The organism is Aquabacterium sp. (assembly GCF_021768455.1).
Lineage (GTDB): Bacteria > Pseudomonadota > Gammaproteobacteria > Burkholderiales > Burkholderiaceae_C > Aquabacterium.
The window spans coordinates 1-22113 of the sequence record NZ_JAIZVX010000066.1 but is presented as its reverse complement, the minus strand read 5'-3'; the positions used below and the strand labels follow the sequence as shown (position 1 = coordinate 22113).

Below are 22113 nucleotides of genomic sequence, written 5' to 3'. Positions count from 1 at the left end.
CGCCGTGGTGGTCTCGGCCAGCGCGGCTTGTGCATTCAGCAGGCTGCGCTGCGCCACCAGCACGGTGGTGAAGTCGACGCTGCCGGCGCGCCAGGCGTTGCGTGCGCTGTCCAGTGCGATGCGGCTGTGGGCGACAGCCTCTTCCTGGCGGGACTTGCGAGCCTGTTCGTTCACGCAAGCGTCCAGGGCCGTGCTGACCTCGTGCCAGGCCTTGAGCACCGTCTGGCGCCAGGCGATGGCGGCCGAGCGTTGACGGGCATCGGTGAGAGCCAGGGTGCGCTTCAGGAGCCCGCCGTCGAAGATCGGCAGGTGCACCACGGGGCCGACGCTGAACTGGCGCATGTCCCAGTTGCCCAGCTCGCTGGCGTGTGAGGTCGCGATGCTCCACCCAGCGTTCAGGCTGACTCGGGGGTAGAAGTCGGCCTGGGCTGCTCCCTTGTCGGCTGTGGCCGCGCGCAGCAGGGCTTCGGCCTGCAGGATGTCGGGACGTTGTCGGGCGAGATCACTCGGCACGCCCACAGGCAGGGCCTTGGGCGCAGGTGGAAAGCTGCTGAGTGACAGCAGCCGAGCATCAAGCTGATGCGGCGCTTCGCCCATCAAAAGCGCCAGGGCGTTGAGCTCGCCATCGCGCAGTTGCCCCAACTGGATGGCCCGGGCTTCGACCGTCGCCAGCTCGGCGCGTGCGGCTGCGGCATCGAAGCGCGTGGCCATGCCATTGCGTTCGCGGCTGTCGGTCAGGCGCAGCAGCTCGGCGGCGATCTGCCGGTGCTCGTCGACCAGCGCCTGCTGGGCCTGTACGCCACGCAGCAGCAGGTAGTGGCGGCTCACCTCGGCGCTCAAGGTGACGCGGGCTGCGCCTGCAGCCCAGTGGGTGGCTTCAAGCTGGGCGCGGGCTGCGGCGCTCTGTTGGGTCTGGTGACCCCAGAGGTCGATCTCCCAGCTGGCCTGCGCGCCCCATTGAAACTGGTCGTATGGCGTGGTGGGGACATGCAGCTTGGCCAGTGGTGAATCGGCACTGATGGCCGATCTGGCGTAACCGGCGTTGAAGCCAATCTGTGGCAGTCCCCGGGCATCGGTGATGCCCAGGCGGGCCTGGCTTTCTTCAATGCGCAGCAGGGCGGCCTGCAGGTCCAGGTTGCCCGCCAGGGCCTGGGCTTGCAGGGCTGGCAGCAAGGGATCGTCAAACAGCGCCCACCAGCGCGACGGCACGGGACGGGTCTGCAGGGTGGGCGCCTCACCAACAGAGGCAGGGGCTGTTGCCGGGCTGGTGTCCCGTGCAGCCGGTGCACGCAGGGCCCACGCGGGGTCAAGGGGTTGCGTGGCGCCGGCCAGGTCGGGGGTGCTGACCTGGGTGGCGCAGCCTGTCAGGGCCAGGAGGCCGATGCCAGCCAGGGTCCAGGCCTTGTGGGCCGGTCCGGGCTGCGATGCCATGGGGTGGTGCTGTGGTGTCATGTGCGCTTGCGCCTCCTGCGGGCCTGTGGGCCTGCATGGCGCCCTGAAAGGTCAATCGGGCCGGTGTGGCCCTTTGGTCTTTGTTCACGGGACCCGCCCGGCCGCGTGCCGGCCAGAGCGCTACCCCGTGGATCCTGATCAGGCCTGCAGGGCGCCGATGATCAGCTGCACCAGTTCGCCACCTTCGGGCGTGGCCCAGGTGCCGGCCAGCTCAGCGATCAGCTGGTTGGTGGTGGTGATGGTGGCGCCATGGCGCTCCATGCGGCGCAGCGAGACCTCGTCGGCCAGCTTGGTCGGCGAGCCACCGGCATCGGCCACCACTTGCACCTCGTAGCCCATGTCGATCAGCGTCAGCACGGGGTAGACCGTGCACACGTCGTTGGTCACGCCCGCCACGACCACCTTCTTGCGGCCCGTGGCCTTCACGGCGGCAGCGAAGTTGGCGTCGTCCATGGCGTTGACGATGCCCATGCGCTTGACGCGCTCGGCAAAGGCCTGGGGCAGCGAGGTCTGCAGCTCGCTCAGCAGCGGGCCCTGGGTGTACTCCTCCATGCTGGAGGTCAGCACGGTGGGGATCTTCAGGATGCGGGCGGTCTCGGCCAGCATCACGGCATTGCGCTTCATCTCTTCAAACGAGATGGACTTGACCCAGCCCATGGTGCCGACCTGGTGGTCGATCAGCAGGATGGCGGTGTCGGCGGCGGTGAACTTGTTGAAAGACATGGTGAGCTCCTTGAGGGCGGTGACGTCGTGTCACCCGGAAGAGGGCCTGTGCGCCGGCCCGTTCGCGGTTGAAAAATCGGAAGGCAGTCGGGGGTCAGATCTGGCCGAACTCGCCGCGCTGGTAGGCGCTCATGGCCTGATCCAGTGCCTGGGCCGAGGCCATGGCCATGGGGCCTTGCCAGAAGACAGGCTGGTCCAGTGGGGCGCCCGAGAACAGCGCCACCTTGGCGGGGCCCTGCGGGGCGCGGATCTGCACCACGCGGGGCTGATCGGTCACCTCGGCCACCGGCACCGGCGAGCCATCGCTGTCAAGCGCCTCGCCATCCGCCACCACGCGGCCGAAGATCGGCAGCACGAAGGCGGTGTGGCCTGCGGGCACCGGCACGTCCAGCACCGCACCATCGTCCAGCGAGATGTCGAGCAGGCGCACCTCGGTGGGCGGTTGCAGCGGCGAGCGCTGGCCGGCGAACTCACCCAGGGGCACGCGCACTTTGGCGCCGGGCAAGGTGGCCACCGGCACGTCGTGTGGCGCCAGGGCCAGGGCAAAGGGCGCATCGCCTTGCTTCGCTTGCGGCAGGTTCACGAAGATCTGCAGCATGTGCACGGTCTTGCCAGGCTCGGCCGGGTGCTCCTCATGGACCACACCGCGGCCTGCGGCCGTCCAGTGCAGGCCACCGGGCAGGATCTTCTGCCGCCCGCCCAGCGAATCGCGGTTGTTCACCCAGGTTTCCGAGTCCAGAAAGAGGTAGGACACGGCCGAGAAGCCGGCATGCGGGTGTGGCGGGAAGGTCGGGCCGCTCATCCAGGCGTGGTCGATGCCCAGGAAGGGGCTGGTCAGCTCAGGGGCATGGAGGCCGAAGGCGTGGAACTGGCCACCAAGGTTCATGCGGCGAAGGGGGGCAAAGGCTGTCATGGCGGTCTCCGGTCTGTGGGGGCGTCGTGTCGATGAACGTCATCTTCTTGGAATGCATGTTTGGGATAAAGATGGCAAACTGGAATTCATTGATCCAAATTTGCAGAAATAGACGTGAGCCTCCTCAATGACATGGCCCTCTTCGTCGAGGTCGCCAAGGCGATGAGCTTCAGCCGCGCGGCCGAGGCCATCGGTGTGCCGAACTCCACGCTGTCGCGCCGCGTCAGTGCCCTGGAAAAGGCGATTGGTTTGCGCCTGCTTCACCGCACCACCCGCAAGCTGGAGCTCACAGAGGCCGGTCAGATCTACCTCGAACGCTGCCGCCGCCTGGTGGAGGAGGCCAAGCTGGCGCACGAGCAACTGGGCGACCTGCTCGCCCAACCCAGTGGGGTGTTGCGGGCGTCCCTGCCCGTCGATTTCGCCACCAGCTACCTGGCCCCGCTCATCGCCGAATTCGCCCACACCTATCCCGGCATCCGCTTCGAGTTCGACCTCACCCCGCGGCGCGTGGACCTGGTCAGCGAACCGTTTGACGTGGCGATCCGCATGGGGGAGTCACCGGACTCCACTTTGATTGCGCGTTTGCTGGCGACCTTGCCCACCCACCTCTACGCCTCGCCGGCTTACCTGGCGAAGGCGGGCGAGCCTCAGACCCCTTCCGACCTGCGCGACCACGAGTGCATGGGCTTCCGGGCCGCCAGGAACATGGTCTGGTCGCTCAAGCGGGAGGATGGGGCCAGAGCCAAGGAGGTTCCGGTGGCAGGTCGCTTCCAGCTCAACAGCGTGGGCATGCTGAGGCGTCTGGCGACGCTGGGCCAGGGCCTGGTGGTGCTGGTCGACGCACTGGCTGAGGAAGACGTGGCCGCAGGCCGTCTGCGTCGTGTGCTGCCAGATTGGGCGGGTCCCCCTGTGCCCGTTTACGCCATGACCGAGACCCGGCTCCTTCCGGCGAAGACCCTGCGGTTCATCGAGTTCCTGCGCGAGCGTTTGGCGATGGCCTGATGCCCCTGGCTGTGTCGCGTTCGCCCGTGAGCGGGTGGCTCAGCCCCGCATTTGCGCCTGCGCCCACTCTCCCAACCACCGCACAGCCTGGGCCAGGCGCGCGTCACGCGGGTGGCCGCCATTGAGCCGCATGGCGCTGCGAAAGCGCTGGTCGGCAGAAAACAGCGCGCCCGGCGCGATGCTGATGCCGTGGGCCAAGGCCTGGCGGTGCAGCAGCAGGGTGTCGACCCCATCGGGCAGCTGCACCCACAGGAAGTAGCCGCCATCGGGCCTGGACACCCGTGTGCCCTTCGGAAAGTGGCGCAGCACCAGGCCGCGCAGCTGGGCCAGGCTCTCGGCCAGCGCGTGGCGCAGCTGCCGCAGGTGGCGGTCGTAACCCCCTTCTTCGAGGTACTCGGCGATCGCCAGCTGCGAGGGCACGGAAGTGGCCAGCGAGCTCATCATCTTGAGCTTGTGCACCAGGTGGCTGAAGCGCCCTGCCATGGCCCAGCCCACGCGGTAGCCGGGCGCCAGGCATTTCGAAAACGAGCTGCAGTAGAGCACCAGGCCCTCGCGATCGAAGGCCTTGAGCGGCAAGGGACGGGTGCTGCCGTGGTGCAGCTCGCCATACACATCGTCTTCCACCACGGGGATGCCCGCCTGGCTCAGGGTCTGCATCACCGCCTGCTTGCGTGCGTGCGGCATGAGCGCGCCCAGGGGGTTCTGAAAGTGCGGCATCAGCCAGCAGGCGGCCACCGGATGGCGTTGCAGGACCTCGGCCAGCCCATCGGGGTCGATGCCCAGTTGCGGGTGCGTCGGGATCTCCACCGCCTTGAGGTGCAGGCGTTCCAGGGCCTGTAGCGCGGCGTAGAACGTGGGGGCCTCGATGGCCACCACGTCGCCGGGCTGCGTCACGGCCTGCAGGCTCAGGTTGAGCGCCTCCATGGCGCCGTTGGTGATGATGGGGTCGTCGCTGCCCACCTGCATGCCCTGGCGCACGCAGCGGGCGCGCAAGGCTTCTCGCAAGCGGGCGTTGCCCGAGGCCAGTTCAGACGTGAGGGCGGGGGGCGCCAGCCTGCGCATGGCGCGTGCGCCGTCACGGGCCAGCCTCTCCAGCGGGAACAGGGCGGGCGAGGGAAAGGCCGAGCCCAGGGGGACGACCTCGCGGTCACGCGTGCTGTGCAGCACCTCGAAGACCAGCTCGCTGATCGCCACCTCGGTGCTCTCTGCACGGGCTGGCAGGGCTTGCGCCGGCGGGGCTGCTTTTTTCGGCTGCTTGCGCACGAAGAACCCCGATCGTGGCCGGGCCTCGATCAGTCCGCGCGATTCGAGCAGGTCGTAGGCCTGGAAGACGGTGGAGGCGCTGACCTGGGCCTGGGCGCAGGTCTGCCGCACCGATGGCAGGCGCTCGCCCGGCTGCAGGCTGCCATCGTGGATGCGCTGGGCCAGCGCTTCGGCGAGTTGTTCGTAGAGGGTGGCCATGGGCGTTTCGGCAAGCAGGCGGGCGCCATCTGATCTGGTCATTTTCCAGGATTTCTGAAGATGGCGGATCAGTTTGGCTGGCGAGAAGATGTCGGCATGGACCCCGCATCGCTTTCCCCTTCTGAAACCGACCCCGAAGCCTTGCTCGCCGAGGTGGTGGCCTCAGGCTGGCCCCGTCTGCTGGTGCCCCGCGCTCAGGGTGGCGAGGGTGCCGCGCCGGCCGAGGTGGCCGATGCGCTGCGGCGCCTGGCCCGCCGCCACCCCGCCGCGGGCTGGATGGCCTGGTCACAGGGCCTGGTCATCGAGGCCTTGCTCCAGTCCAGCAATGTGGCCCTGCGCGAATACCTGTTGCCTGATCTGATGTCGGGCGAGCGTGCCGGTGCCGTGTCCTGGGCACCCCACATGGGCGTGGGCCTGCCGCCCATGCCGGTGCAGGCCCGGCCGCTGGAGCGGGGCTGGCACCTCACGGGCAGGCTCGAGCAGGTGCTCAACCTGCAGTGGGCGGGTTATGTGGTGCTCTGCCCCGTTTTGGTTCGAGGCCGAGGGCCGCCAGCCACCTCGCCTGGGCTGGACCCTCTTGCGCAGCGAGGAAGACGGGCTGCGCCACCTGATCGACACCAGCCGGCCCCTGACGCGGCAAGCCGCCTGCGGCCCTGTGCACCTGGACCGCGTGTACTTCCGCGAAGACGAACTGCTGGCCGACCAAGGCGACACCCTGAGCGCCAGCCTGCTCGTGCTGGACCAGACCCTGCGCGCCGCCCTGTGGGCCGGTGCCTTGCAGACAACCCTGACCCATGGAGCATCAACGTGAGCGCCCCCCGACGCACCATCCCCATTCAACCCATCTTGTCGCTGCCCGGCGTGGAGGCCGCCTACAAGGTGCAGGCCCGCGCCACGCGAGGGCGATTCACGTCCTGGCGCAGGCTCAGCCTGCTGGTCACCCAGCTGTTCTTCTTTGTCCTGCCCTGGTTGAACTGGCATGGCCGCCAGATGGTGCGCTTCGACCTGGAGGCGCAGCGCTTCTACCTGGGCAGCGTGATCCTGCTGCCGCAAGACCTGATCTTCCTGTCTGGCCTGCTGGTGTTTTGTGCCATGGGCCTCTTCATGGTCACCACGCTGTGGGGCCGTGTGTGGTGCGGCTTTGCCTGCCCGCAGACTGTCTACACCGAGCTGTTCATGTGGGTGGAGCGCCGCTTCGAGGGCGACCGCTACCAGCGCATCCGGCTCGACCAGTCCGCCTGGGGCATCGAGAAGCTCTGGCGCCGGGGTGGCAAGCAGCTCAGCTGGGTGTGCATGGCCTTGTGGGCGGGACTGACCTTCGTGGGCTGGTTCTCGCCCATGCGGGAGGTGGCCCACGGTGCCTTCACCGCCTCGATGGGGTTCTGGGATGCCTTCTGGGCCCTGTTCTACGGTGGCTTCTGCTACCTGAATGCTGGCCTGCTGCGCGAGAAGGTCTGCCTGCACATGTGCCCCTACGGTCGCTTCCAGGGCGCGCTGATGGACGCCGACACGCGCATCGTGGCCTATGACGCCGCGCGTGGCGAGCCCCGTGGCGCAGCCCGCCAGGGTCAGGCCTCGGCAGGGCAGGGCGCCTGCATCGATTGCACGATGTGCGTGCAGGTCTGCCCCACCGGCATCGACATCCGCGAAGGCCTGCAGCCGGCCTGCATCGCCTGCGGCCTGTGCATCGACGCCTGCGACCAGATCATGGACCGCATTGGCCAGCCGCGTGGCCTGGTGCGCCTGGCCACCCAGCGCCAGCTGGTGGCATCGTCGTCCAGCGTGAGCCCGATGCCGACCTGGGCCCGCCACCGTGTGCGGGTCTATGGCGGCCTGATGTCGGCCTTGCTGGTGGCCCTGGTCTGGACACTGTGGCAACGGCCCGATGTGCGGGTCGATGTGATCCGCGACCGCGGCGTCATGGCCCGCGTGGTGGAGGACGGTGTGGTGGAGAACGTCTACCGGGTGCAGGTGATGAGCCAGACGGACGATCCACAGTCCCTGCGCATCGGCGTGAGCGGCCTGACTGGCGCGGTGGTGCAGGCCGCCCCCGTGGCGCTGGGGCCCGTGGCCGACCGCCTGGTTCAGGTGGCGGTGAGGCTGCCCGCCCCCCAGGCCCAGGTCCTGGCGGGTCGCACGGTGCCCATCCGCTTCGAGGTGGCCAGCCGCTCGGCCGAGGGCAGCAGCCTGGTCAGCGAGCCCAGCACCTTCGTCGTGCCGCGCTGAATGCGGCCTGGGCCTCTCGCTCAGGCCTGCCTTCGCCGCGCCATCCCCAACTGGGGCCGCGAGGCCGACCGCGCCGGGCGCGCATAACGTGCCAGCGCCAGGCCTTCGGTGTCGATGTCCGGCGCCAGGCCGCAGACCTGGTCGGCCAGCACGCGGCCCGAGCCGCAGGCCATGGTCCAGCCCAGGGTGCCGTGCCCCGTGTTCAGCCACAGGCCCTGGTAGCGCGTGGGGCCCACCACGGGCGTGCCATCGGGCGTGAGCGGACGCAGGCCCGTCCAGAACGTCGCCGCAGAGAGGTCGCCCGCCTCGGGGAAGAGGTCCTTGACCACCTTCTCCAGCGTGGCCCGGCGGGATTCACGCAAGGCCAGGTCAAAGCCCGCCAGCTCGGCCATGCCGCCCACGCGCAGGCGCTGGTCGAAGCGGGTCAGCGCCACCTTGAAGGTCTCGTCCAGCACGGTCGACACCGGGGCCGCCTCGGGCCGGGTGAGCGGCACCGTGAGCGAATAGCCCTTGACCGGGTAGACCGGCAGGTCCAGCCCCAGGGCCTGCAGCATCGGGCGCGAGTAGCTGCCCAGGGCCAGCACGCACTGCGTGGTCGCGATGCGCTCGCCATCCACGATCACGCCGGTCAACTGCTCACCGCGGGTTTCCAGGCGGTCGATGCGGGCGTTGAAGCGGAAGCGCACACCGAGTTCGCGTGCGGCCGCGGCCAGCTGCTGGGTGAAGAGGAAGCAGTCGCCGGTTTCGTCATTGGGCAGGCGCAAGCCACCGGCCAGCGGCACCGCGCTGCGGGCCAGGGCGGGCTCGTGCTGGGTCAACTGGGTGCGGGTCAGCAGCTGGTGGGCCACGCCCAGTTCGGCCAGCACGGCCACGTCGCGCTCGGCGGCGTCCAGCTGGGCGGCCGAGCGAAACAGCTGCAGCGTGCCGCCGGTGCGGTGCTCGTAGCGCAGGTCGACGCCGCTGCGCAGCTCACGCAGGCAGTCGCGGCTGTACTCGGCCAGGCGCATCATGCGCGCCTTGTTCTGCACATAGCGGGCCTGGGTGCAGTTGGCCAGCATCGCGGCCAGCCATTGCCATTGGTAGAGGGAGCCATCGGGCCGGATGCGCAGCGGTGCATGGGCCTGAAACAGCCACTTCAGTGCCTTCAGCGGGATGCCGGGGGCGGCCCAGGGCGTCGAGTAGCCCGGCGACACCTGCCCGGCGTTGGCAAAGCTCGTCTCCATGGCGGGGCCGGGCTGGCGGTCAATGACCGTCACCTTCGCGCCGCGCTGGGCCAGGTAATAGGCCGTGGTGGTGCCAATGACCCCTCCACCCAAAACGACGACGTCCATGATCGATCCCCTCAAGCCATGCCAATGCTCAGAGAATTTACCGAAAGGCCACCTGTGAAACTCACTGTTTTGTGTTGAGCAATGAGGTCAAAGCAGTGAAAATCACTGTTTTATGGCCGTTGGGTGGTGAACCATGAAAGAGCTGGACAAGATCGACCGCAAGATCCTCGCGTGCCTGCAGCGCGATGGCCGCCTGAGCATGACCCAGCTCGCCGACGAGGTGGGCCTGTCTGCCACACCCTGTACCGAGCGCGTGCGCCGCATGGAGCGCGATGGTGTCATCACCGGCTACCACGCCCGCCTCAACCCCGAGGCCCTGGGCCGGGGCATGCTGGTGTTCGTCGAGCTGAAGATGTCGACCAAATCCGACGAGAACTTCAACAAGGTCAAGCAGCAGATCGCCGTCGTGCCCGAGGTGCTCGACTGCCACCTCGTGGCCGGCGATTTCGACTACCTCATCAAGGCCCGCATCCGCGAGATGGCCGACTACCGCCGCCTGTTGGGCCACATCCTGCTCAAGCTGCCTGGCGCGGTCGAGTCCCGCAGCTATGTGGTGATGGAAGAGCTCAAGGAGACCCTGAGCCTGCCCACCGAGCTCTGAGTGTGGCGAAGGTGCGGCATTCACACATCTTTACCCCTTGCCCACAGGCCGTTTACCCCGGGGGCTCACCATTTGTTCATCCATTCGGCGCTGGTGCGCCGACATCCACACACGGAGCCCCCGTCATGAACCCCGACACCTCTTCCACGATTTCCACGACCCAACCCATTGGCCGCAAAGGCTGGGCCCTGGCCGGCCTGCTGGCCCTGGCTTCGGCCTCGGTCGTGGTCAGCCTCAACGCCTGGGCTGCACCCCACACCGATCGCCATGACCGAGGCGATCGCTGCGGCGTCATGCAGGCCGGCATGGGCCCTGGCCACCACGGTGACATGGGCGGCATGGGCGCTGCGATGCCCTTCGACGCCGTGCACATCGAGCACCTGCTGGACCAGGTCAAGGCCACGGACGCCCAGCGCGCACAGATCCGCCAGATTGGCGACAAGGCCCGTGCCGACCTGCGTGCCCTGCACGAGCAGATGCCCGGCATGACCCCGCAGCCGCAGGGCAAGCCGCCTGCCAAGCCCGAAGGCGCCTCGGCACCGGCCATGCCGCCTGCGGGCGCCGCCAGCCCCATGGGCATGATGGCCCTGCTGACCCAGGCCAAGGTCGATGCCGCCGCCGCTGAAAAGGCCCGCCAGGCCATGGTCGCCCACCACGACGCCGTCAGCAAGCGCGTGCTGCAGGGCACCCTGGACATCGCCAACGCCCTGACCGCCGAGCAACGCGTGGCCCTGGGCCAGGCGATGCAGGCCCGCCACGCCGACCGCGACGAAGCCCCCCGCCATGACGGTCACGGCCAGCCGGGCAAGCCCGGTCAGCCGGAAGATCGCAAACCCGAGGCAAAGTGACCATGGAGCGCGCGACAATGCCGGACATGAGCGAGCACATCCTCCTGATCGACGACGACCTCCGCCTGAGCAGCATGGTGGGCGACTACCTGCGCAGCCACGGCTACCAGGTCTCCAGTGCCCCCAGCCTGGCCTCTGGTCGCGAACTCCTGGCACGCCAGGCCTGCGACGCCCTGGTCCTGGACCTCATGTTGCCCGACGGCGACGGCCTCGACCTCTGCAAAGAGCTGCGCGCCTCCCCGCGCACCAAGGGCCTGCCCCTGCTGATGCTCAGCGCCCGGGGTGAGCCCACCGACCGCATCGTCGGCCTGGAGATCGGCGCCGACGACTACCTGCCCAAGCCCTTCGAGCCGCGTGAACTGCTGGCCCGCCTGCGTGCGCTGCTGCGCCGCACCGGTCCGGTGGCCGACGACAACGACGTGTGGCGCTTTGGCCGCCTCGAGATCGACACCGGCTTGCGCCAGGTCCGCCTCGACAGCAAGCCCTGCGACCTGACCTCCTACCAGTTCGACCTGCTGTGCGTGCTGGCCCAGCATCCGGGTCGCGTGCTCAGCCGCGACCAGATCATGGACTCGCTCAAGGGCCACCCCCTGGAGGCCTTCGACCGCTCCATCGACGTGCACATCTCGCGCATCCGGGCGGCCATCGAGAACGATCCCAAGGAGCCTCGTCGCATCCTCACCGTGCGCGGTGTGGGCTATGTGTTCGCCAAGAAACAGGACGCGGACCACGAGCCTGCATGAAAACCCTCGCGCTGCGCATCTACCTGGCCGTTGTGGCCGTCCTGCTGGTCTTTGCCCTGATCACGGGCTGGCTGGCGCAGCGCAACCTGCAACACGAGCGCACCCAGGCGCAGTCCCAGGCGGCGTCCAGCGAACGGGCTGCGGCCTGGGGTGAGCTGATCGAAAACAGCCTGCCCCCGGTCACCGCGCCCGAGGCCGAACAGGCCCGGGTTTTCCTCGACTGGGCCGACCGATTGCGGCTGCCCATGGCGCTGGACAACGTCTCCGGTCAGCGCATTGCCACCTCGGCCATGATGGCCCGCCTGCAGTCGCGCCCCGAATTCACCGCCACGCTGCAGCAAAGCCGCCTGTCCGACGGGCGGACGCTGTGGATGCTGCGCCCTGCGCGTGGCGCTTTCCGGCAAATGGGGCTGGGCCCCCATGGTGGTCCGCCCGATGTCGGCTCTTCCGGACCTTCCGGGCCTTTTGGTCAGGGACCGGGTCTGGGCCTGGGCGGTCCGGGCGGGCCTGGAGGCCCCGGCGGCCCGGGTGAACTGAACCTGCCGCCCCGTGATGCCGATGGCCTCGGCGGCCCGCCGCGCCTGCCCGATGCCGAGCGCATCGGGCTCGAGCCCCTGCTGCGCTGGTTGCCCCTGTGGGTGGTCGAGGGCGTGCCGGTCATGATCATCTCCCTGGTTCTGCTCTTCGTGGCCGTGGCCATCGGTGCGTGGCCGGTGGCCAACCGCCTCACGCGCCGCCTCAAGGCCCTGCGCGATGGCGTCGAGGCTTTCGGGCAGGGGCATCTGACGCAACGCGTCGTGGTCGAGGGCAAGGACGAAGTCGCCGAGCTGGCCGCCAGCTTCAACCAGGCCGCCCAGCGCATCGAAGACCTGGTCACCTCCAACCGCAGCCTGCTGGCCAACGCCAGCCACGAGTTGCGCTCGCCCCTGGCCCGCCTGAAGATGGCCGTCTCCATCATGGGCGACATGCCGCCCGCCCGGGCCGCCCAGCTCAAGGAAGAGATCCACCAGGACATCCGCGAACTCGACGCCCTGGTCGAAGAAGTGCTGCTGGCCAGTCGCCTGGACGCACGCGCCGATTTCGAGCCCCAGCCCGTCGACCTGCTGGGCCTGGTCACCGAAGAAGCCGCCCGTGTCGACGCCGAGGTCCTGCCCGTGCGCCCGCCCGAGGCCCCTTACCCGGGCGATGACCGCCTGCTGCGCCGCGCCGTGCGCAACCTGCTGGAAAACGCCAAGCGCTATGGCGGCAACGACATCGAGCTGGTGCTGCTCTGTGATGCCCAGGGGGTCGAGATCAGCGTGGCCGACCGAGGCCCGGGCGTGCCGGCCGACCAGCGAGAGCGCATCTTCGAGCCCTTCTACCGCATGCCTGGCCATGCGGAACACGCCGGAGGCGTGGGCCTGGGCCTGAGCCTGGTGCGCCAGATCGCCGAGCGCCACGGCGGCAAGGTCCGTTGCGAAGCCCGCGAAGGCGGTGGCAGCCGCTTCGTGATCGCCCTGCCGGCCATCCCGCGCTGATCCCAAAGCGTGCCGCCGGTGCAGGCCAAACAGCTGTTTGTGGCATAAGTCACGACCCTGCCCGCATATGGGGGCCCCTAGTCCGAGGGATGACGCTGTTTTGCGATGTCAATCGGCCGATACTCCCGGCTGATGCCATCAAGCTGACACGGCGATGGCGTCCAATGACGCGGCATTGCTTTCAGACACAACAAAAGACGCACCATGACCAAAGCCATGATCCTCGCTGCCGGGCAAGGGACCCGGATTCGCCCACTCACCAAGGGCATGCCCAAGCCGATGATCCCCATCCTCGGCAAACCCGTGCTCGAGTACATCATCGAGCAGCTGGCGCGCCACGGTGTGCGCGAGATCATGATCAACGTGGCCTACCACCACTGGAAGATCGAGAACTACTTCGGTGACGGCCAGCGCTGGGGCGTCGAGATTGGCTACTCCTACGAAGGCACGCGCGAGCACGGCGAAATCGTGCCCCGCCCGCGCGGTTCGGCTGGCGGCATGCGCCACATCCAGGACTTCTCCGGCTTCTTCGATGAGACCACCCTGGTGCTGTGCGGCGACGCCATCATCGACCTCGACATCACCGCCGCCCTGGCCGAGCACCACGCCAAAAAGGCCATCGCCAGCGTCATCACGCTGCCTGTGCCCAAGGAAGAGGTCAAGAACTACGGCGTGGTCGTCTCCGACGACTCCGGTCGCGTGCTGTCCTTCCAGGAAAAGCCCAAGCCCGAAGAGGCCCTGTCCAACTTCGCCAGCACCGGCATCTACATCTTCGAGCCGGCCGCGCTCGACCTGATCCCCAAGGGCCGCGAGTTCGACATCGGCAGCGAGCTTTTCCCCCTGCTGGTGGAAAAGGGCCTGCCCTTCTACAACCAGACCCGCCCCTTCCACTGGATCGACATCGGCCGCGTGACCGACTACTGGACCGTGCTGCAGCGCGTGCTCAAGGGTGAGATCGCCGACATGAAGATGCCCGGCAAGGAAGTCCGCCCCGGCATCTGGGTGGGCCTCAACACGCGCATCGACTGGGACACGGTCAACATCACCGGCCCGGTCTACATCGGCTCGGGCAGTCACATCGAATCCGGCGTGACCATCGAGGGTCCGGCCTGGCTGGGCCATGGCTGCGGCCTGCGCCAGGGCAGCACCCTGGTGCGCAGCGTGCTGTTCGACTACACCCGCCTGAACCCCGGCGCGCAGTTCACCGATGTGATTGCCTCACCCCAGTACGTGGTCGACCGCCAGGGCAAGACCACCTACCAGGGTGAAGAAGGCACGCCCCTGCGCTGGGGCGACGCCCGGGCCTGAGGCCTTGGCCGGCTGGCGCCGCTCAGAGCGCCAGCTTCACGAACACAAACTCCGGGATGTGCCGGATGATCAGCATGATCAGCCGCCAGAAACCCGGGGTGTAGACGATGGCCTTGCCCTTGTCGACGCCAGCGACGATGTCGGCTGCGACCTGATCCGGCTTGGCCCACAGTGCGCCTTTCTTGAAGGATGCCGTCATGGGCGTGTCCACAAAGCCGGGCTTGATGGTCACCACGCTCACGCCGCGCTTGTGCAGGCGCTGGCGCAGGCCCGAGGCAAACGCGCTGACCAGGGCCTTGGCGCTGCCGTACACATAGTTGCTCTGGCGACCCCGGTCGCCCGCCACCGACGAGATCACGGCGATGGCGCCGTGCCCTTGTGCGCCCAGCTGTTCGCCCGCCAGCCCCATCAGGTGGACCACCGAGGTGCCGTTGGTGCCGATCTCGGCCATGGCGTAGGCCGCATCGGTTTGCGCGCGGGCCTGGTCCGAGAGGGTGCCGTGTGCGATCAGCACCGTGTCCAGCCCGCCCATGGCCTGGGTGGCGTCGGCCAGCAGGGCAGGGTGGGCGGCCAGGTCGTTGGCATCGAGCACCTTCTGGCCCACAAAGGCCGCGCCCCGCGTGCGCAGGTCATCGGCCACCGATTGCAGCGGCGCGGCCTGGCGTGCGGCCAGGAAGAGCTTGTCGCCCCGTTGCGCCCACACACGGGCCGTGGCTTCGGCGATGGCCGAGGTGGCCCCCACGATCAGGATCTTTCTCATCATTGCTCCATGACCCGGCGCCAGAAGCCAGAGGCAAAGCGCGGGTCGACATAGGTCTGGAATTCGGCCCAGCGCGGGTAGCCGGCCTTGAACACGGCCGGGCCCATGCGGCCATCTTTGGCGGGGTAGAGCCGGCCACCGGCCTCGAGCACGATGCGGTCGAGCGCCTCGAACAGGCGGTGCAGGCGCGGCCCCTGGTTGGGGAAGTCGAGCGCCAGGGTCGTGCCTTGCTCGGGGAAGGACAACATCCCCAGCGAGGCTGGCGCCCCAAACTGCTTGAGCACCGCCAGGAAGGAGCCCATGCCGCTGGCTGCGATCGCCTTGAGCAGGGCCTGGGTGGCGGGCAAGGCGCGCTCGGGCGGCACCACGCACTGGTACTGGTAGAAGCCGCGCGGGCCGTAGATGCGGTTCCAGGCCAGCAGGGCATCCAGCGGGTAGAAGAAGGGGCGGTAGTGCTGCAGGCTGCGGACCACCGGCTGGCGTTGCTTGTGGAAGTACAGCGTGTTGAAGGCCTTGAGCGACAGCGGGTTGATCAGCGAAACCGGCGGCGTGAAAGGCACCTTGCGGCTGTGCTCGGCCACCCCGGCAGGCAGCCCCTTGGGCAGCAAGGCCGGGTTCAGGGTGGCGGGGGCGTGGTTGCCACGGTTGAAGAGCCCACGGCCCAGGCGGCGGTCGTCAAAACCGCAGTCGATCCACGACACGGTGTATTCATGGTCGGACTCCGAGGCCGCGCTCAGCTCGAAGAAGGCCTCCAGGCTGTGGAACTTGACCGACTCGGTGTCGAGGAAGGGGTTGGCAATCCGCTTGAGCTGCACCTCGGCCCAGGTGATCAGGCCCGTGAGCCCCAGCCCGCCAATGGTTGCAGCAAACCAGTCCGGGTGCTCGGTGGGCGAGCACAGGCGCCGGCTGCCGTCCGAGCGCAGCAGCTCGAAGCAGCGCACGTGGTTGCCGAAGGAGCCCGCCACATGGTGGTTCTTGCCATGCACGTCGTTGGCGATGGCGCCCCCCACGGTGATGAACTGTGTGCCGGGTGTCACGGGCAGGAACCAGCCCTGCGGCACGATCAGGCGCAGCAGCTCGGCAAACAGCACGCCGGCCTCGCAGCGCAGCACGCCCGTGGCCGGATCGAAGGCAATCAGACGATCGAGCTGGCGCGCGGGCAGCAGCGCGCCGCCCGGGTTCAGGTTGCTGTCGCCATAACTGCGGCCATTGCCGAAGGGCAGCATGCTCAGGCCATGGGGTGGCGTGGGCAGGGGCTGATGGCGATGGGGCAGGCCCAGCAGCTCGTGCTCGGGATGGCCCACCTGGCCCCAGGAGTTGAAGGCGCGCGTCAGGGGCATGGGCTCACACCGCGAGCCAGAGCACCACGGCCGCAGCGGCGCCGGTGAGCAGGCTGGTGCGGTCCTTCAGGGCATAGACCAGGGGGTCGTCGTGCATCCGGCCGCGGTAGGTTTCCATCCAGATCCGGCTGATCCAGTACAGCATCACGGGCACCAGCAGCCACACCAGCTTGGGCTGGTGGTAAAGCCGGGCGATGTCGGGCGAATTCACATACAGCGCCAGCACCAGGATGCTCAGGTAGCCCGAGGCCACGCCCATGCTTTGCAGCAGGTGGATGTCGTCCACCTCGTAACCACGGCCCGAGGCCTTGGTCTTGCCTTGCTCGCGCATGGCGTGCAGTTCGGCATAGCGCTTCACGATGGCCAGGCTCAGGAAAATGAAGATGGCGAACATCAGCAACCAGAAGGACAGGGCGATGTCGGTGGCCGCGGCGCCCGCCACGATGCGGATGGTGTAAAGCCCGGCCAGGGCCAGCACGTCGATCATCACCAGGCGCTTGAGCAGGAAGGAGTAGGCCAGGGTGGCGATGTAGTAGCCCAGTAGCACGCCCATGAACTTCACAGGCAGCAACGCGGCGATCGCACATGCCACGCCCAGCAGCAGCGGGGCTGCGGCCATGCCGAAGAGCAGGCTCAGGCTGCCGGCAGCAAAGGGGCGTTTGGATTTGCTGTGGTGCTGCCGGTCCGACTCCAGGTCGAGCATGTCGTTGAGCAGGTAGACCGACGAGGCGCACAGGCTGAACGCCACAAAAGCCAGCAGCGCCTGGCCGACGGTGCTGCCCTGGGTCAGCAGGTGACCTGCCGCCACCGGCACGAAGATCAGGGCGTTCTTGGCCCACTGGTGCACGCGCAGGGCCTTGCTCACCACTTTGATGCCGACCACGGGCGGCGCAAAGGTCGCATCCACCTTGCCGATTTGGCGGGCCTGGGCCTCGAGGGCCTTGCCGCCATGCACCACCACCGCGGCCCGGCTGTGTGCCCAGACTTTCAGGTCCACCGGCGCGTTGCCGCAGTAATCAAAGCCCTTGTCACCAAACCGGTTCACCAGGGCCTGCGCCTTGTTCGAGCCCGAGAGGTTGGTCTGGCCATCCGAGGCCAGCACGCCCTTGAACAGGCCGAGGTGTTCCGCCACAGGCTGGGCCAGGCGGGCGTCCGATGCCGTCACCAGCCACAGTTGGCGACCATTGGCCTTCTGGGCCCGCAACCAGTCGACGAAGTTGGCGGCGTAGGGCAGGGCGGCGCCATTGAGCTGCACGCGGCTGGCGATCTCGGCCTTGAGCCTGGCCTTGCCGCCCAGCAGCCACAGCGGCACCAGGAAAAGGTACAGCGGGTTGCGCTTGATCAGCAGCAGGAAGGATTCGAGCAGCAGGTCGCTGTGGATCAGCGTGCCATCCAGGTCGACACACAAGGGCACCGAAGGGGTCATGGGTTCAGGTGTTTCAAAAAGGGGTCAGGGGGCGCGGCGCAGCAGGGCCACGCACACCCAGCCGATCAGCACGGCCAGCCACAGGGTCAGCAGGCGGCAGACCAGGGTCAGCAGGATGGCCTGGGGCATGGTGTAGCCATGCGCATAGAGCAGGGCGGCCATCACGGCCTCGGTGCTGCCCAGGCCGCCCGGCAGGAAAGACAGGGCCCCCACGATGATCGCGACCGAGTAGATGCCCATGGCCGAGGCCAGCGGCAGCGGTGTGGCCGAGATCACGTCACCCACCAGCTTCAGCCCCACGGCCTCCAGGCCCCAGGCGAGCAGGCCCATGGCCAGGCCTGTGCACAGCAGACCCGGCGTGAGGAACTGGCGGGCGCTGCTGAGCATGTGCACCACGCCTTGCGCAAGCTTCAACACGGCGCCATGGGGGCGGCCATCGAGCAGCGCCTGCACACGCGGCCAGGGCACAAGGGCCAGCATGGCCAGCAGACCACCCACCAGGGCCACGGCCACCCACAAGAAGGACTGGTAGGCCTTCAACTCCGTCAGCACCGCAGCGGCCAGCAGGATCATGGCCAGCAGGTCGAGCAGGCGCTCCACAAAGAAGGCCGCCGTCACGCTCGACACCGGGATGCCGCGAGGCTGGTAGTAGCGTGCCCGCACCATCTCGCCCAGCTTGCCAGGCGAGAGCGTGAAGGCGAAGCCCGCCATGAAGGTCAGGCTCACGAAGCCCCAGGGCAGGTGGTGGCCCAGGCGGCGCAAATAGAGCTGCCAGCGGGCCACCCGCAGGGCGTAGTTCACCAGAGAGAGCAGGCCGGCCAGCAACACGGCATGCCACCCCGATTGCAGGGGGGCCAGGTCGATCTGGGCAATGTCGCGGCGAAAGCCCACGATGCACCAGGCGGCAAACAGCCCGAACAGGCCGTAGACCAGCAGGTTTCGGGCGAGGTGGGCGCGCGTTGGGGCAAGCGCCGTGGGCTGGGGCGTGGACATCCCGCGATTATGCGGGGGGCGTCCGATCAGAACGTGTCAGCGTCGCGCAGCCGCGGTGCCTGGGCGTCCTTGGGCGCCAGGCGAGGCTCGGTGCCCGCCAGGCCCGGCCACGCGATGCCGATGTCCGGGTCGTTCCACACGATGCTGCGCTCGTTGTCCTTGGCGTAGGTGTCGGTGGTCTTGTAGAGGAAGTGGGTGTCGTCGGCCAGGGCCACGAAGCCGTGCGCAAAGCCCTCGGGAATCCACAACTGCCGCTTGTTCTCGGCGTTGAGCTCCACCCCCACCCAGCGCCCGAAGGTGGGCGAGTCCTTGCGGATGTCCACCGCCACGTCAAAGGCCGCCCCGTGCGTCACGCGCACCAGCTTGCCCTGGGCGCGCGGGGCCGTCTGGTAGTGCAGGCCGCGTAGCACGCCCTTCTGGCTGCAGGAATGGTTGTCCTGCACAAAGGCGCGCGGGGCGGGCAGGCCCAGTTTGGCCAGTTCGGCGTGGAAGCGCGCTTCGTTGAAGCTCTCCATGAACCAGCCCCGGTCGTCGCCGAACACGGCAGGCTCGATGATCACCACGTCGGGGATGTCGGTCTGAATCAGTTTCATGGGGGTCAGTAAATCTTGTCGTTGAGCACCTTGAGCAGGTACTGGCCATAGCCGTTCTTGAGCATGGGTTGCGCCAGCTTTTGCAGCTGTTCGGCACCGATCCAGCCCGAACGGTAGGCGATCTCTTCCAGGCAGGCCACCTTCAGGCCCTGGCGCTTTTCCAGCGTGGCGATGAACTGCCCGGCCTCCAGCAGGCTGTCGTGGGTGCCGGTGTCCAGCCAGGCGTAGCCGCGGCCCATGATCTCGACGCTGAGTTGCCCCTGCGCCAGGTAGCGCGCGTTCACATCGGTGATCTCCAGCTCGCCACGGGGGCTGGGGGCGATGTCGGCGGCGATGTCGCACACCTGGTTGTCGTAGAAATACAGGCCGGTGACGGCGTAGTTGCTCTTCGGGGCCTTGGGCTTTTCTTCAATGCTCAGCGCGCGCTGGCTGGCGTCGAACTCGACCACGCCATAGCGTTCCGGATCGGTCACGTGGTAGGCGAAGACGCTGGCGCCTTCGGTGCGGGCCGTGGCGTTGTTCAGCAGGCCTTGCAGTGCGTGGCCGTAGTAGATGTTGTCGCCCAGCACCAGGGCGCTGGGGGCATTGCCCACGAAGTCCTTGCCCAGGATGAAGGCCTGCGCCAGGCCGTCCGGGCTGGGCTGCACGCAATAGCTCAGGTTGATGCCCCACTGGCTGCCATCGCCCAGCAGCGACTGGAAGCGCGGCGTGTCCTGCGGCGTGCTGATGATCAGGATGTCGCGGATGCCCGCCAGCAGCAGGGTGCTGAGCGGGTAGTAGATCATCGGCTTGTCGTACACCGGCAGCAGCTGCTTGCTGATGGCCAGCGTGGCCGGGTGCAGCCGGGTGCCGGAGCCCCCCGCCAGGATGATGCCCTTGCGGGCCACGTTGTGGCTCATGTGGTCAAACTCCCAAGATTTCTGTGAGCATGCGTTCGGCCCCGACCTGCCAGTGCGGCAGCGTCAGGCCAAACGCCTCTTGCACCTTTTTGGTGCTCAGGCGCGAATTCAGCGGGCGGGCGGCGGGCGTCGGGTAGGCGCTGGTCGGGATGGCCTCCACGGCCTCTTGTGCCACCTTCAGCACCACCCCTTGGGCGCGGGCCCACTCGATCACAAAGCGGGCGTAGTCGTACCAGCTGGTTTCGCCAGCGGCCACTAGGTGGTACAGGCCCAGCAGGTCCGGCTGGCGGCCCACGGCCCGGATGGCGTGCGCGGTCACGTCGGCCAGCAGGTCGGCACCGGTGGGGGCCCCGATCTGGTCGTTGATCACCTTGAGCTGATCGCGCTCACCCGCCAGGCGCAGCATGGTCTTGGCGAAGTTGCCACCCCGGGCGGCGTACACCCAACTGGTGCGGAAGATCAGGTGGCGGGCGCCACTGGCCTGGATCAGCTGCTCGCCTTCCAGCTTGGTCTGGCCGTACACGCTCAAGGGGCGTGTGGCGGCCGATTCGTCACGTGGGGCCTGGCCGCTGCCATCGAACACGTAGTCGGTGCTGTAGTGCACCAGCAGGGCGCCCAGGTCCGCGGCCTCCCTGGCGATCAGGCCGGGGGTTGTCGCGTTGATGGCGCGCGCCAGATCGGGTTCGCTTTCGGCCTTGTCCACGGCCGTGTGCGCCGCGGCATTGACGATCACATCGGGCCGCACGGCCCGCACGATGGCGGCCACTTGCTCGGGCTGGCTGAAGTCGGCCTTCAGTTCGGGCGCCTGCACGGGGCCGGGGGTGTTGAAATCCAGCGCGGTGAGCTGCCCCAGGGGCGCCAGCGCCCGTTGCAGTTCCCAGCCCACCTGGCCGCCTTTGCCCAGCAAAAGGATGTTCAAGCTCATGCGTGCGCTCCGCCTCAGACCGTGCGGCCCGCGTAGTTCTGGGCAATCCAGTCGCGGTAGCCACCAGAGCGCACGGTGTCGATCCACGCCGTGTTCTCCAGGTACCAGGCCACCGTCTTGTTGATGCCCGACTCGAAGGTCTCGGCGGGCTTCCAGCCGATGTCGCGCTGGATCTTGCTCGGGTCGATCGCGTAGCGGCGGTCGTGGCCCGGGCGGTCGGTCACGTAGGTGATCAGGCTTTCGTACGGGGTGCCATCGGCGCGCGGGCGCAGCTCATCGAGCTTGCGGCAGATCGTGGTCACCACGTCGATGTTCTTGATCTCGTTGATGCCGCCCACGTTGTAGGTCTCGCCCAGGGTGCCCTTCTCCAGCACCTGGCAGATGGCTTCACAGTGGTCGCGCACGAACAGCCAGTCCCGGATGTTGAGCCCATCGCCATACACCGGCAGCTTCTTGCCATCCAGCGCATTCAGGATGATCAGCGGGATCAGCTTCTCGGGGAAGTGATAGGGCCCATAGTTGTTGCTGCAGTTGGTGGTGAGCGTGGGGAAACCGTAGGTGTGGTGGTAGGCGCGCACCAGGTGGTCGCTGCCCGCCTTGCTGGCCGAATAGGGGCTGTTGGGCGCGTAGGGCGTGGTCTCCGAGAAGGCCGGGTCGGTGTCCGAGAGCGAGCCATACACTTCGTCGGTGCTCACGTGCAGGAAGCGGAAGGCCGCCTTGGCCTCGCCTTCCAGCCCGTTCCAGTAGGCGCGGCTTTCTTCCAGCAGGCTGAAGGTGCCCACCATGTTGGTGTGGATGAACTCGCCCGGGCCATGGATGGAGCGGTCCACATGGCTCTCTGCCGCGAAGTGCACCACCATGCGGGGCTGGTGGGTGGCCAGGGCCGCGCGCACGGCGTCGCGGTCGGCGATGTCGGCGTGCACGAGGGTGGCACGGCCTGACTGCAGGTGCTCGGCAATCGTGGCCGGGTTGCCCGCGTAGGTGAGCTTGTCGAACACGACCACCGGTTCTTCGGGCAGACCCAGGCGCGCGCGGCGCTCGAACCAGTGGTG

General features: G+C 68.0%; 21 protein-coding genes and 1 pseudogene. 9 read left to right on the top strand and 13 right to left on the bottom strand.

Features of this window, described 5'->3' with window-relative positions; genetic code table 11:
- The 3 genes from QZ994_RS10440 to QZ994_RS10430 all read right to left on the bottom strand — a co-directional run.
- Nucleotides 1-1431, bottom strand: a 1431-nt coding sequence (locus QZ994_RS10440) for an efflux transporter outer membrane subunit (RefSeq protein ID WP_290871365.1), incomplete at its 3' end; no start/stop codon positions are given.
- A gap of 159 nt (nt 1432-1590) precedes the next feature.
- Nucleotides 1591-2175: an isochorismatase family protein gene (locus tag QZ994_RS10435; protein ID WP_290871364.1), complete on the bottom strand. Its 585-nt coding sequence runs from the start codon at nt 2173-2175 to the stop codon at nt 1591-1593.
- 94 nt (nt 2176-2269) lie between these two features.
- Nucleotides 2270-3088 carry a pirin-like C-terminal cupin domain-containing protein gene (locus QZ994_RS10430; RefSeq protein WP_290871363.1) on the bottom strand — a complete coding sequence of 273 codons (819 nt, stop codon included), beginning with the start codon at nt 3086-3088 and terminating at the stop codon, nt 2270-2272.
- Nucleotides 3089-3202: 114 nt separating this feature from the next.
- Between QZ994_RS10430 and QZ994_RS10425 the strand changes: the two genes are divergently transcribed.
- Nucleotides 3203-4090, top strand: a complete 888-nt coding sequence (locus QZ994_RS10425; RefSeq protein WP_290871362.1) for a LysR family transcriptional regulator — start codon at nt 3203-3205, stop codon at nt 4088-4090.
- A gap of 39 nt (nt 4091-4129) precedes the next feature.
- Here the strand turns inward: QZ994_RS10425 and QZ994_RS10420 are convergent, their stop codons facing one another.
- Nucleotides 4130-5593, bottom strand: coding sequence for a PLP-dependent aminotransferase family protein (locus QZ994_RS10420; protein ID WP_290871361.1), 1464 nt, complete (start codon nt 5591-5593; stop codon nt 4130-4132).
- An 18-nt stretch (nt 5594-5611) separates the two neighbouring features.
- Between QZ994_RS10420 and QZ994_RS20025 the strand changes: the two are divergent.
- The 3 genes and pseudogenes from QZ994_RS20025 to ccoG all read left to right on the top strand — a co-directional run.
- A pseudogene (locus QZ994_RS20025) lies at nt 5612-5911 on the top strand (acyl-CoA dehydrogenase family protein); the annotation flags it as partial.
- Nucleotides 5912-6059: 148 nt separating this feature from the next.
- A complete protein-coding gene (locus tag QZ994_RS10415) occupies nt 6060-6362 on the top strand; it encodes a hypothetical protein (RefSeq protein WP_290871360.1) in 303 nt (100 codons plus the stop codon).
- Nucleotides 6359-7777 (top strand): cytochrome c oxidase accessory protein CcoG, encoded by a 1419-nt coding sequence (gene ccoG / locus QZ994_RS10410; RefSeq protein WP_290871359.1) that lies wholly within the window; start codon nt 6359-6361, stop codon nt 7775-7777. Before QZ994_RS10415 ends, ccoG begins: the two co-directional genes overlap by 4 nt.
- 20 nt (nt 7778-7797) lie before the next feature.
- Here the strand turns inward: ccoG and QZ994_RS10405 are convergent, their stop codons facing one another.
- Nucleotides 7798-9108, bottom strand: coding sequence for a D-amino acid dehydrogenase (locus tag QZ994_RS10405; protein WP_290871358.1), 1311 nt, complete (start codon nt 9106-9108; stop codon nt 7798-7800).
- Nucleotides 9109-9241: 133 nt separating this feature from the next.
- Between QZ994_RS10405 and QZ994_RS10400 the strand changes: the two genes are divergently transcribed.
- The 5 genes from QZ994_RS10400 (at nt 9242) to QZ994_RS10380 (ending at nt 14125) form a co-directional block, all read left to right on the top strand.
- A complete protein-coding gene (locus tag QZ994_RS10400; RefSeq protein WP_290871357.1) occupies nt 9242-9709 on the top strand; it encodes a winged helix-turn-helix transcriptional regulator in 468 nt (155 codons plus the stop codon).
- Nucleotides 9710-9834: 125 nt separating this feature from the next.
- Nucleotides 9835-10557 (top strand): Spy/CpxP family protein refolding chaperone, encoded by a 723-nt coding sequence (locus QZ994_RS10395; protein WP_290871356.1) that lies wholly within the window; start codon nt 9835-9837, stop codon nt 10555-10557.
- Between the two features lie 26 nt (nt 10558-10583).
- Nucleotides 10584-11300 carry a response regulator transcription factor gene (locus tag QZ994_RS10390; protein WP_290871355.1) on the top strand — a complete coding sequence of 239 codons (717 nt, stop codon included), beginning with the start codon at nt 10584-10586 and terminating at the stop codon, nt 11298-11300.
- Nucleotides 11297-12817, top strand: coding sequence for a HAMP domain-containing sensor histidine kinase (locus tag QZ994_RS10385; RefSeq protein WP_290871354.1), 1521 nt, complete (start codon nt 11297-11299; stop codon nt 12815-12817). Before QZ994_RS10390 ends, QZ994_RS10385 begins: the two co-directional genes overlap by 4 nt.
- 216 nt (nt 12818-13033) lie before the next feature.
- Nucleotides 13034-14125, top strand: a complete 1092-nt coding sequence (locus QZ994_RS10380; RefSeq protein WP_290871369.1) for an NDP-sugar synthase — start codon at nt 13034-13036, stop codon at nt 14123-14125.
- Nucleotides 14126-14147: 22 nt separating this feature from the next.
- On the opposite strand, the gene QZ994_RS10375 is transcribed toward QZ994_RS10380, so the two are convergent.
- From QZ994_RS10375 to rfbB, 8 genes are read right to left on the bottom strand one after another with little or no spacing between them, the layout of a single operon-like run.
- Nucleotides 14148-14885 (bottom strand): SDR family oxidoreductase, encoded by a 738-nt coding sequence (locus QZ994_RS10375; protein WP_290871353.1) that lies wholly within the window; start codon nt 14883-14885, stop codon nt 14148-14150.
- Entirely contained in the window at nt 14885-16225 is a 1341-nt protein-coding gene (locus QZ994_RS10370; RefSeq protein ID WP_290871352.1) for an FAD-binding oxidoreductase, read from the bottom strand. The genes QZ994_RS10375 and QZ994_RS10370 overlap by 1 nt, the downstream gene beginning before the upstream one ends.
- A gap of 4 nt (nt 16226-16229) precedes the next feature.
- On the bottom strand, nt 16230-17651 hold the full coding sequence (locus QZ994_RS10365; RefSeq protein ID WP_290871351.1) for a UbiA family prenyltransferase: 1422 nt from the start codon (nt 17649-17651) through the stop codon (nt 16230-16232).
- Between the two features lie 24 nt (nt 17652-17675).
- The gene (locus tag QZ994_RS10360; RefSeq protein WP_290871350.1) at nt 17676-18644 is read right to left on the bottom strand and encodes a lysylphosphatidylglycerol synthase transmembrane domain-containing protein; all 969 of its coding nucleotides are present in this window, start codon (nt 18642-18644) and stop codon (nt 17676-17678) included.
- Between the two features lie 26 nt (nt 18645-18670).
- On the bottom strand, nt 18671-19237 hold the full coding sequence (rfbC, locus tag QZ994_RS10355; protein ID WP_290871349.1) for a dTDP-4-dehydrorhamnose 3,5-epimerase: 567 nt from the start codon (nt 19235-19237) through the stop codon (nt 18671-18673).
- Between the two features lie 5 nt (nt 19238-19242).
- Nucleotides 19243-20124: a glucose-1-phosphate thymidylyltransferase RfbA gene (rfbA, locus tag QZ994_RS10350; RefSeq protein WP_290871368.1), complete on the bottom strand. Its 882-nt coding sequence runs from the start codon at nt 20122-20124 to the stop codon at nt 19243-19245.
- Between the two features lie 16 nt (nt 20125-20140).
- A complete protein-coding gene (gene rfbD, locus QZ994_RS10345) occupies nt 20141-21055 on the bottom strand; it encodes a dTDP-4-dehydrorhamnose reductase (protein ID WP_290871367.1) in 915 nt (304 codons plus the stop codon).
- Nucleotides 21056-21075: 20 nt separating this feature from the next.
- Nucleotides 21076-22086, bottom strand: coding sequence for a dTDP-glucose 4,6-dehydratase (gene rfbB, locus QZ994_RS10340; protein WP_290871366.1), 1011 nt, complete (start codon nt 22084-22086; stop codon nt 21076-21078).
- Nucleotides 22087-22113: the final 27 nt, after the last annotated feature.

Coding starts and splice junctions, on each gene's coding strand:
- QZ994_RS10430 (WP_290871363.1), bottom strand. CDS start 3,088: ATGACAGCCTTTGCCCCCCTTCGCCGCATGAACCTTGGTGGCCAGTTC.
- QZ994_RS10435 (WP_290871364.1), bottom strand. CDS start 2,175: ATGTCTTTCAACAAGTTCACCGCCGCCGACACCGCCATCCTGCTGATC.
- QZ994_RS10385 (WP_290871354.1), top strand. CDS start 11,297: ATGAAAACCCTCGCGCTGCGCATCTACCTGGCCGTTGTGGCCGTCCTG.
- QZ994_RS10400 (WP_290871357.1), top strand. CDS start 9,242: ATGAAAGAGCTGGACAAGATCGACCGCAAGATCCTCGCGTGCCTGCAG.
- rfbC (WP_290871349.1), bottom strand. CDS start 19,237: ATGAAACTGATTCAGACCGACATCCCCGACGTGGTGATCATCGAGCCT.
- QZ994_RS10360 (WP_290871350.1), bottom strand. CDS start 18,644: ATGTCCACGCCCCAGCCCACGGCGCTTGCCCCAACGCGCGCCCACCTC.
- QZ994_RS10420 (WP_290871361.1), bottom strand. CDS start 5,593: ATGACCAGATCAGATGGCGCCCGCCTGCTTGCCGAAACGCCCATGGCC.
- QZ994_RS10365 (WP_290871351.1), bottom strand. CDS start 17,651: ATGACCCCTTCGGTGCCCTTGTGTGTCGACCTGGATGGCACGCTGATC.
- QZ994_RS10390 (WP_290871355.1), top strand. CDS start 10,584: ATGAGCGAGCACATCCTCCTGATCGACGACGACCTCCGCCTGAGCAGC.
- QZ994_RS10370 (WP_290871352.1), bottom strand. CDS start 16,225: ATGCCCCTGACGCGCGCCTTCAACTCCTGGGGCCAGGTGGGCCATCCC.
- QZ994_RS10405 (WP_290871358.1), bottom strand. CDS start 9,108: ATGGACGTCGTCGTTTTGGGTGGAGGGGTCATTGGCACCACCACGGCC.
- QZ994_RS10415 (WP_290871360.1), top strand. CDS start 6,060: ATGTGGTGCTCTGCCCCGTTTTGGTTCGAGGCCGAGGGCCGCCAGCCA.
- QZ994_RS10375 (WP_290871353.1), bottom strand. CDS start 14,885: ATGAGAAAGATCCTGATCGTGGGGGCCACCTCGGCCATCGCCGAAGCC.
- QZ994_RS10395 (WP_290871356.1), top strand. CDS start 9,835: ATGAACCCCGACACCTCTTCCACGATTTCCACGACCCAACCCATTGGC.
- QZ994_RS10380 (WP_290871369.1), top strand. CDS start 13,034: ATGATCCTCGCTGCCGGGCAAGGGACCCGGATTCGCCCACTCACCAAG.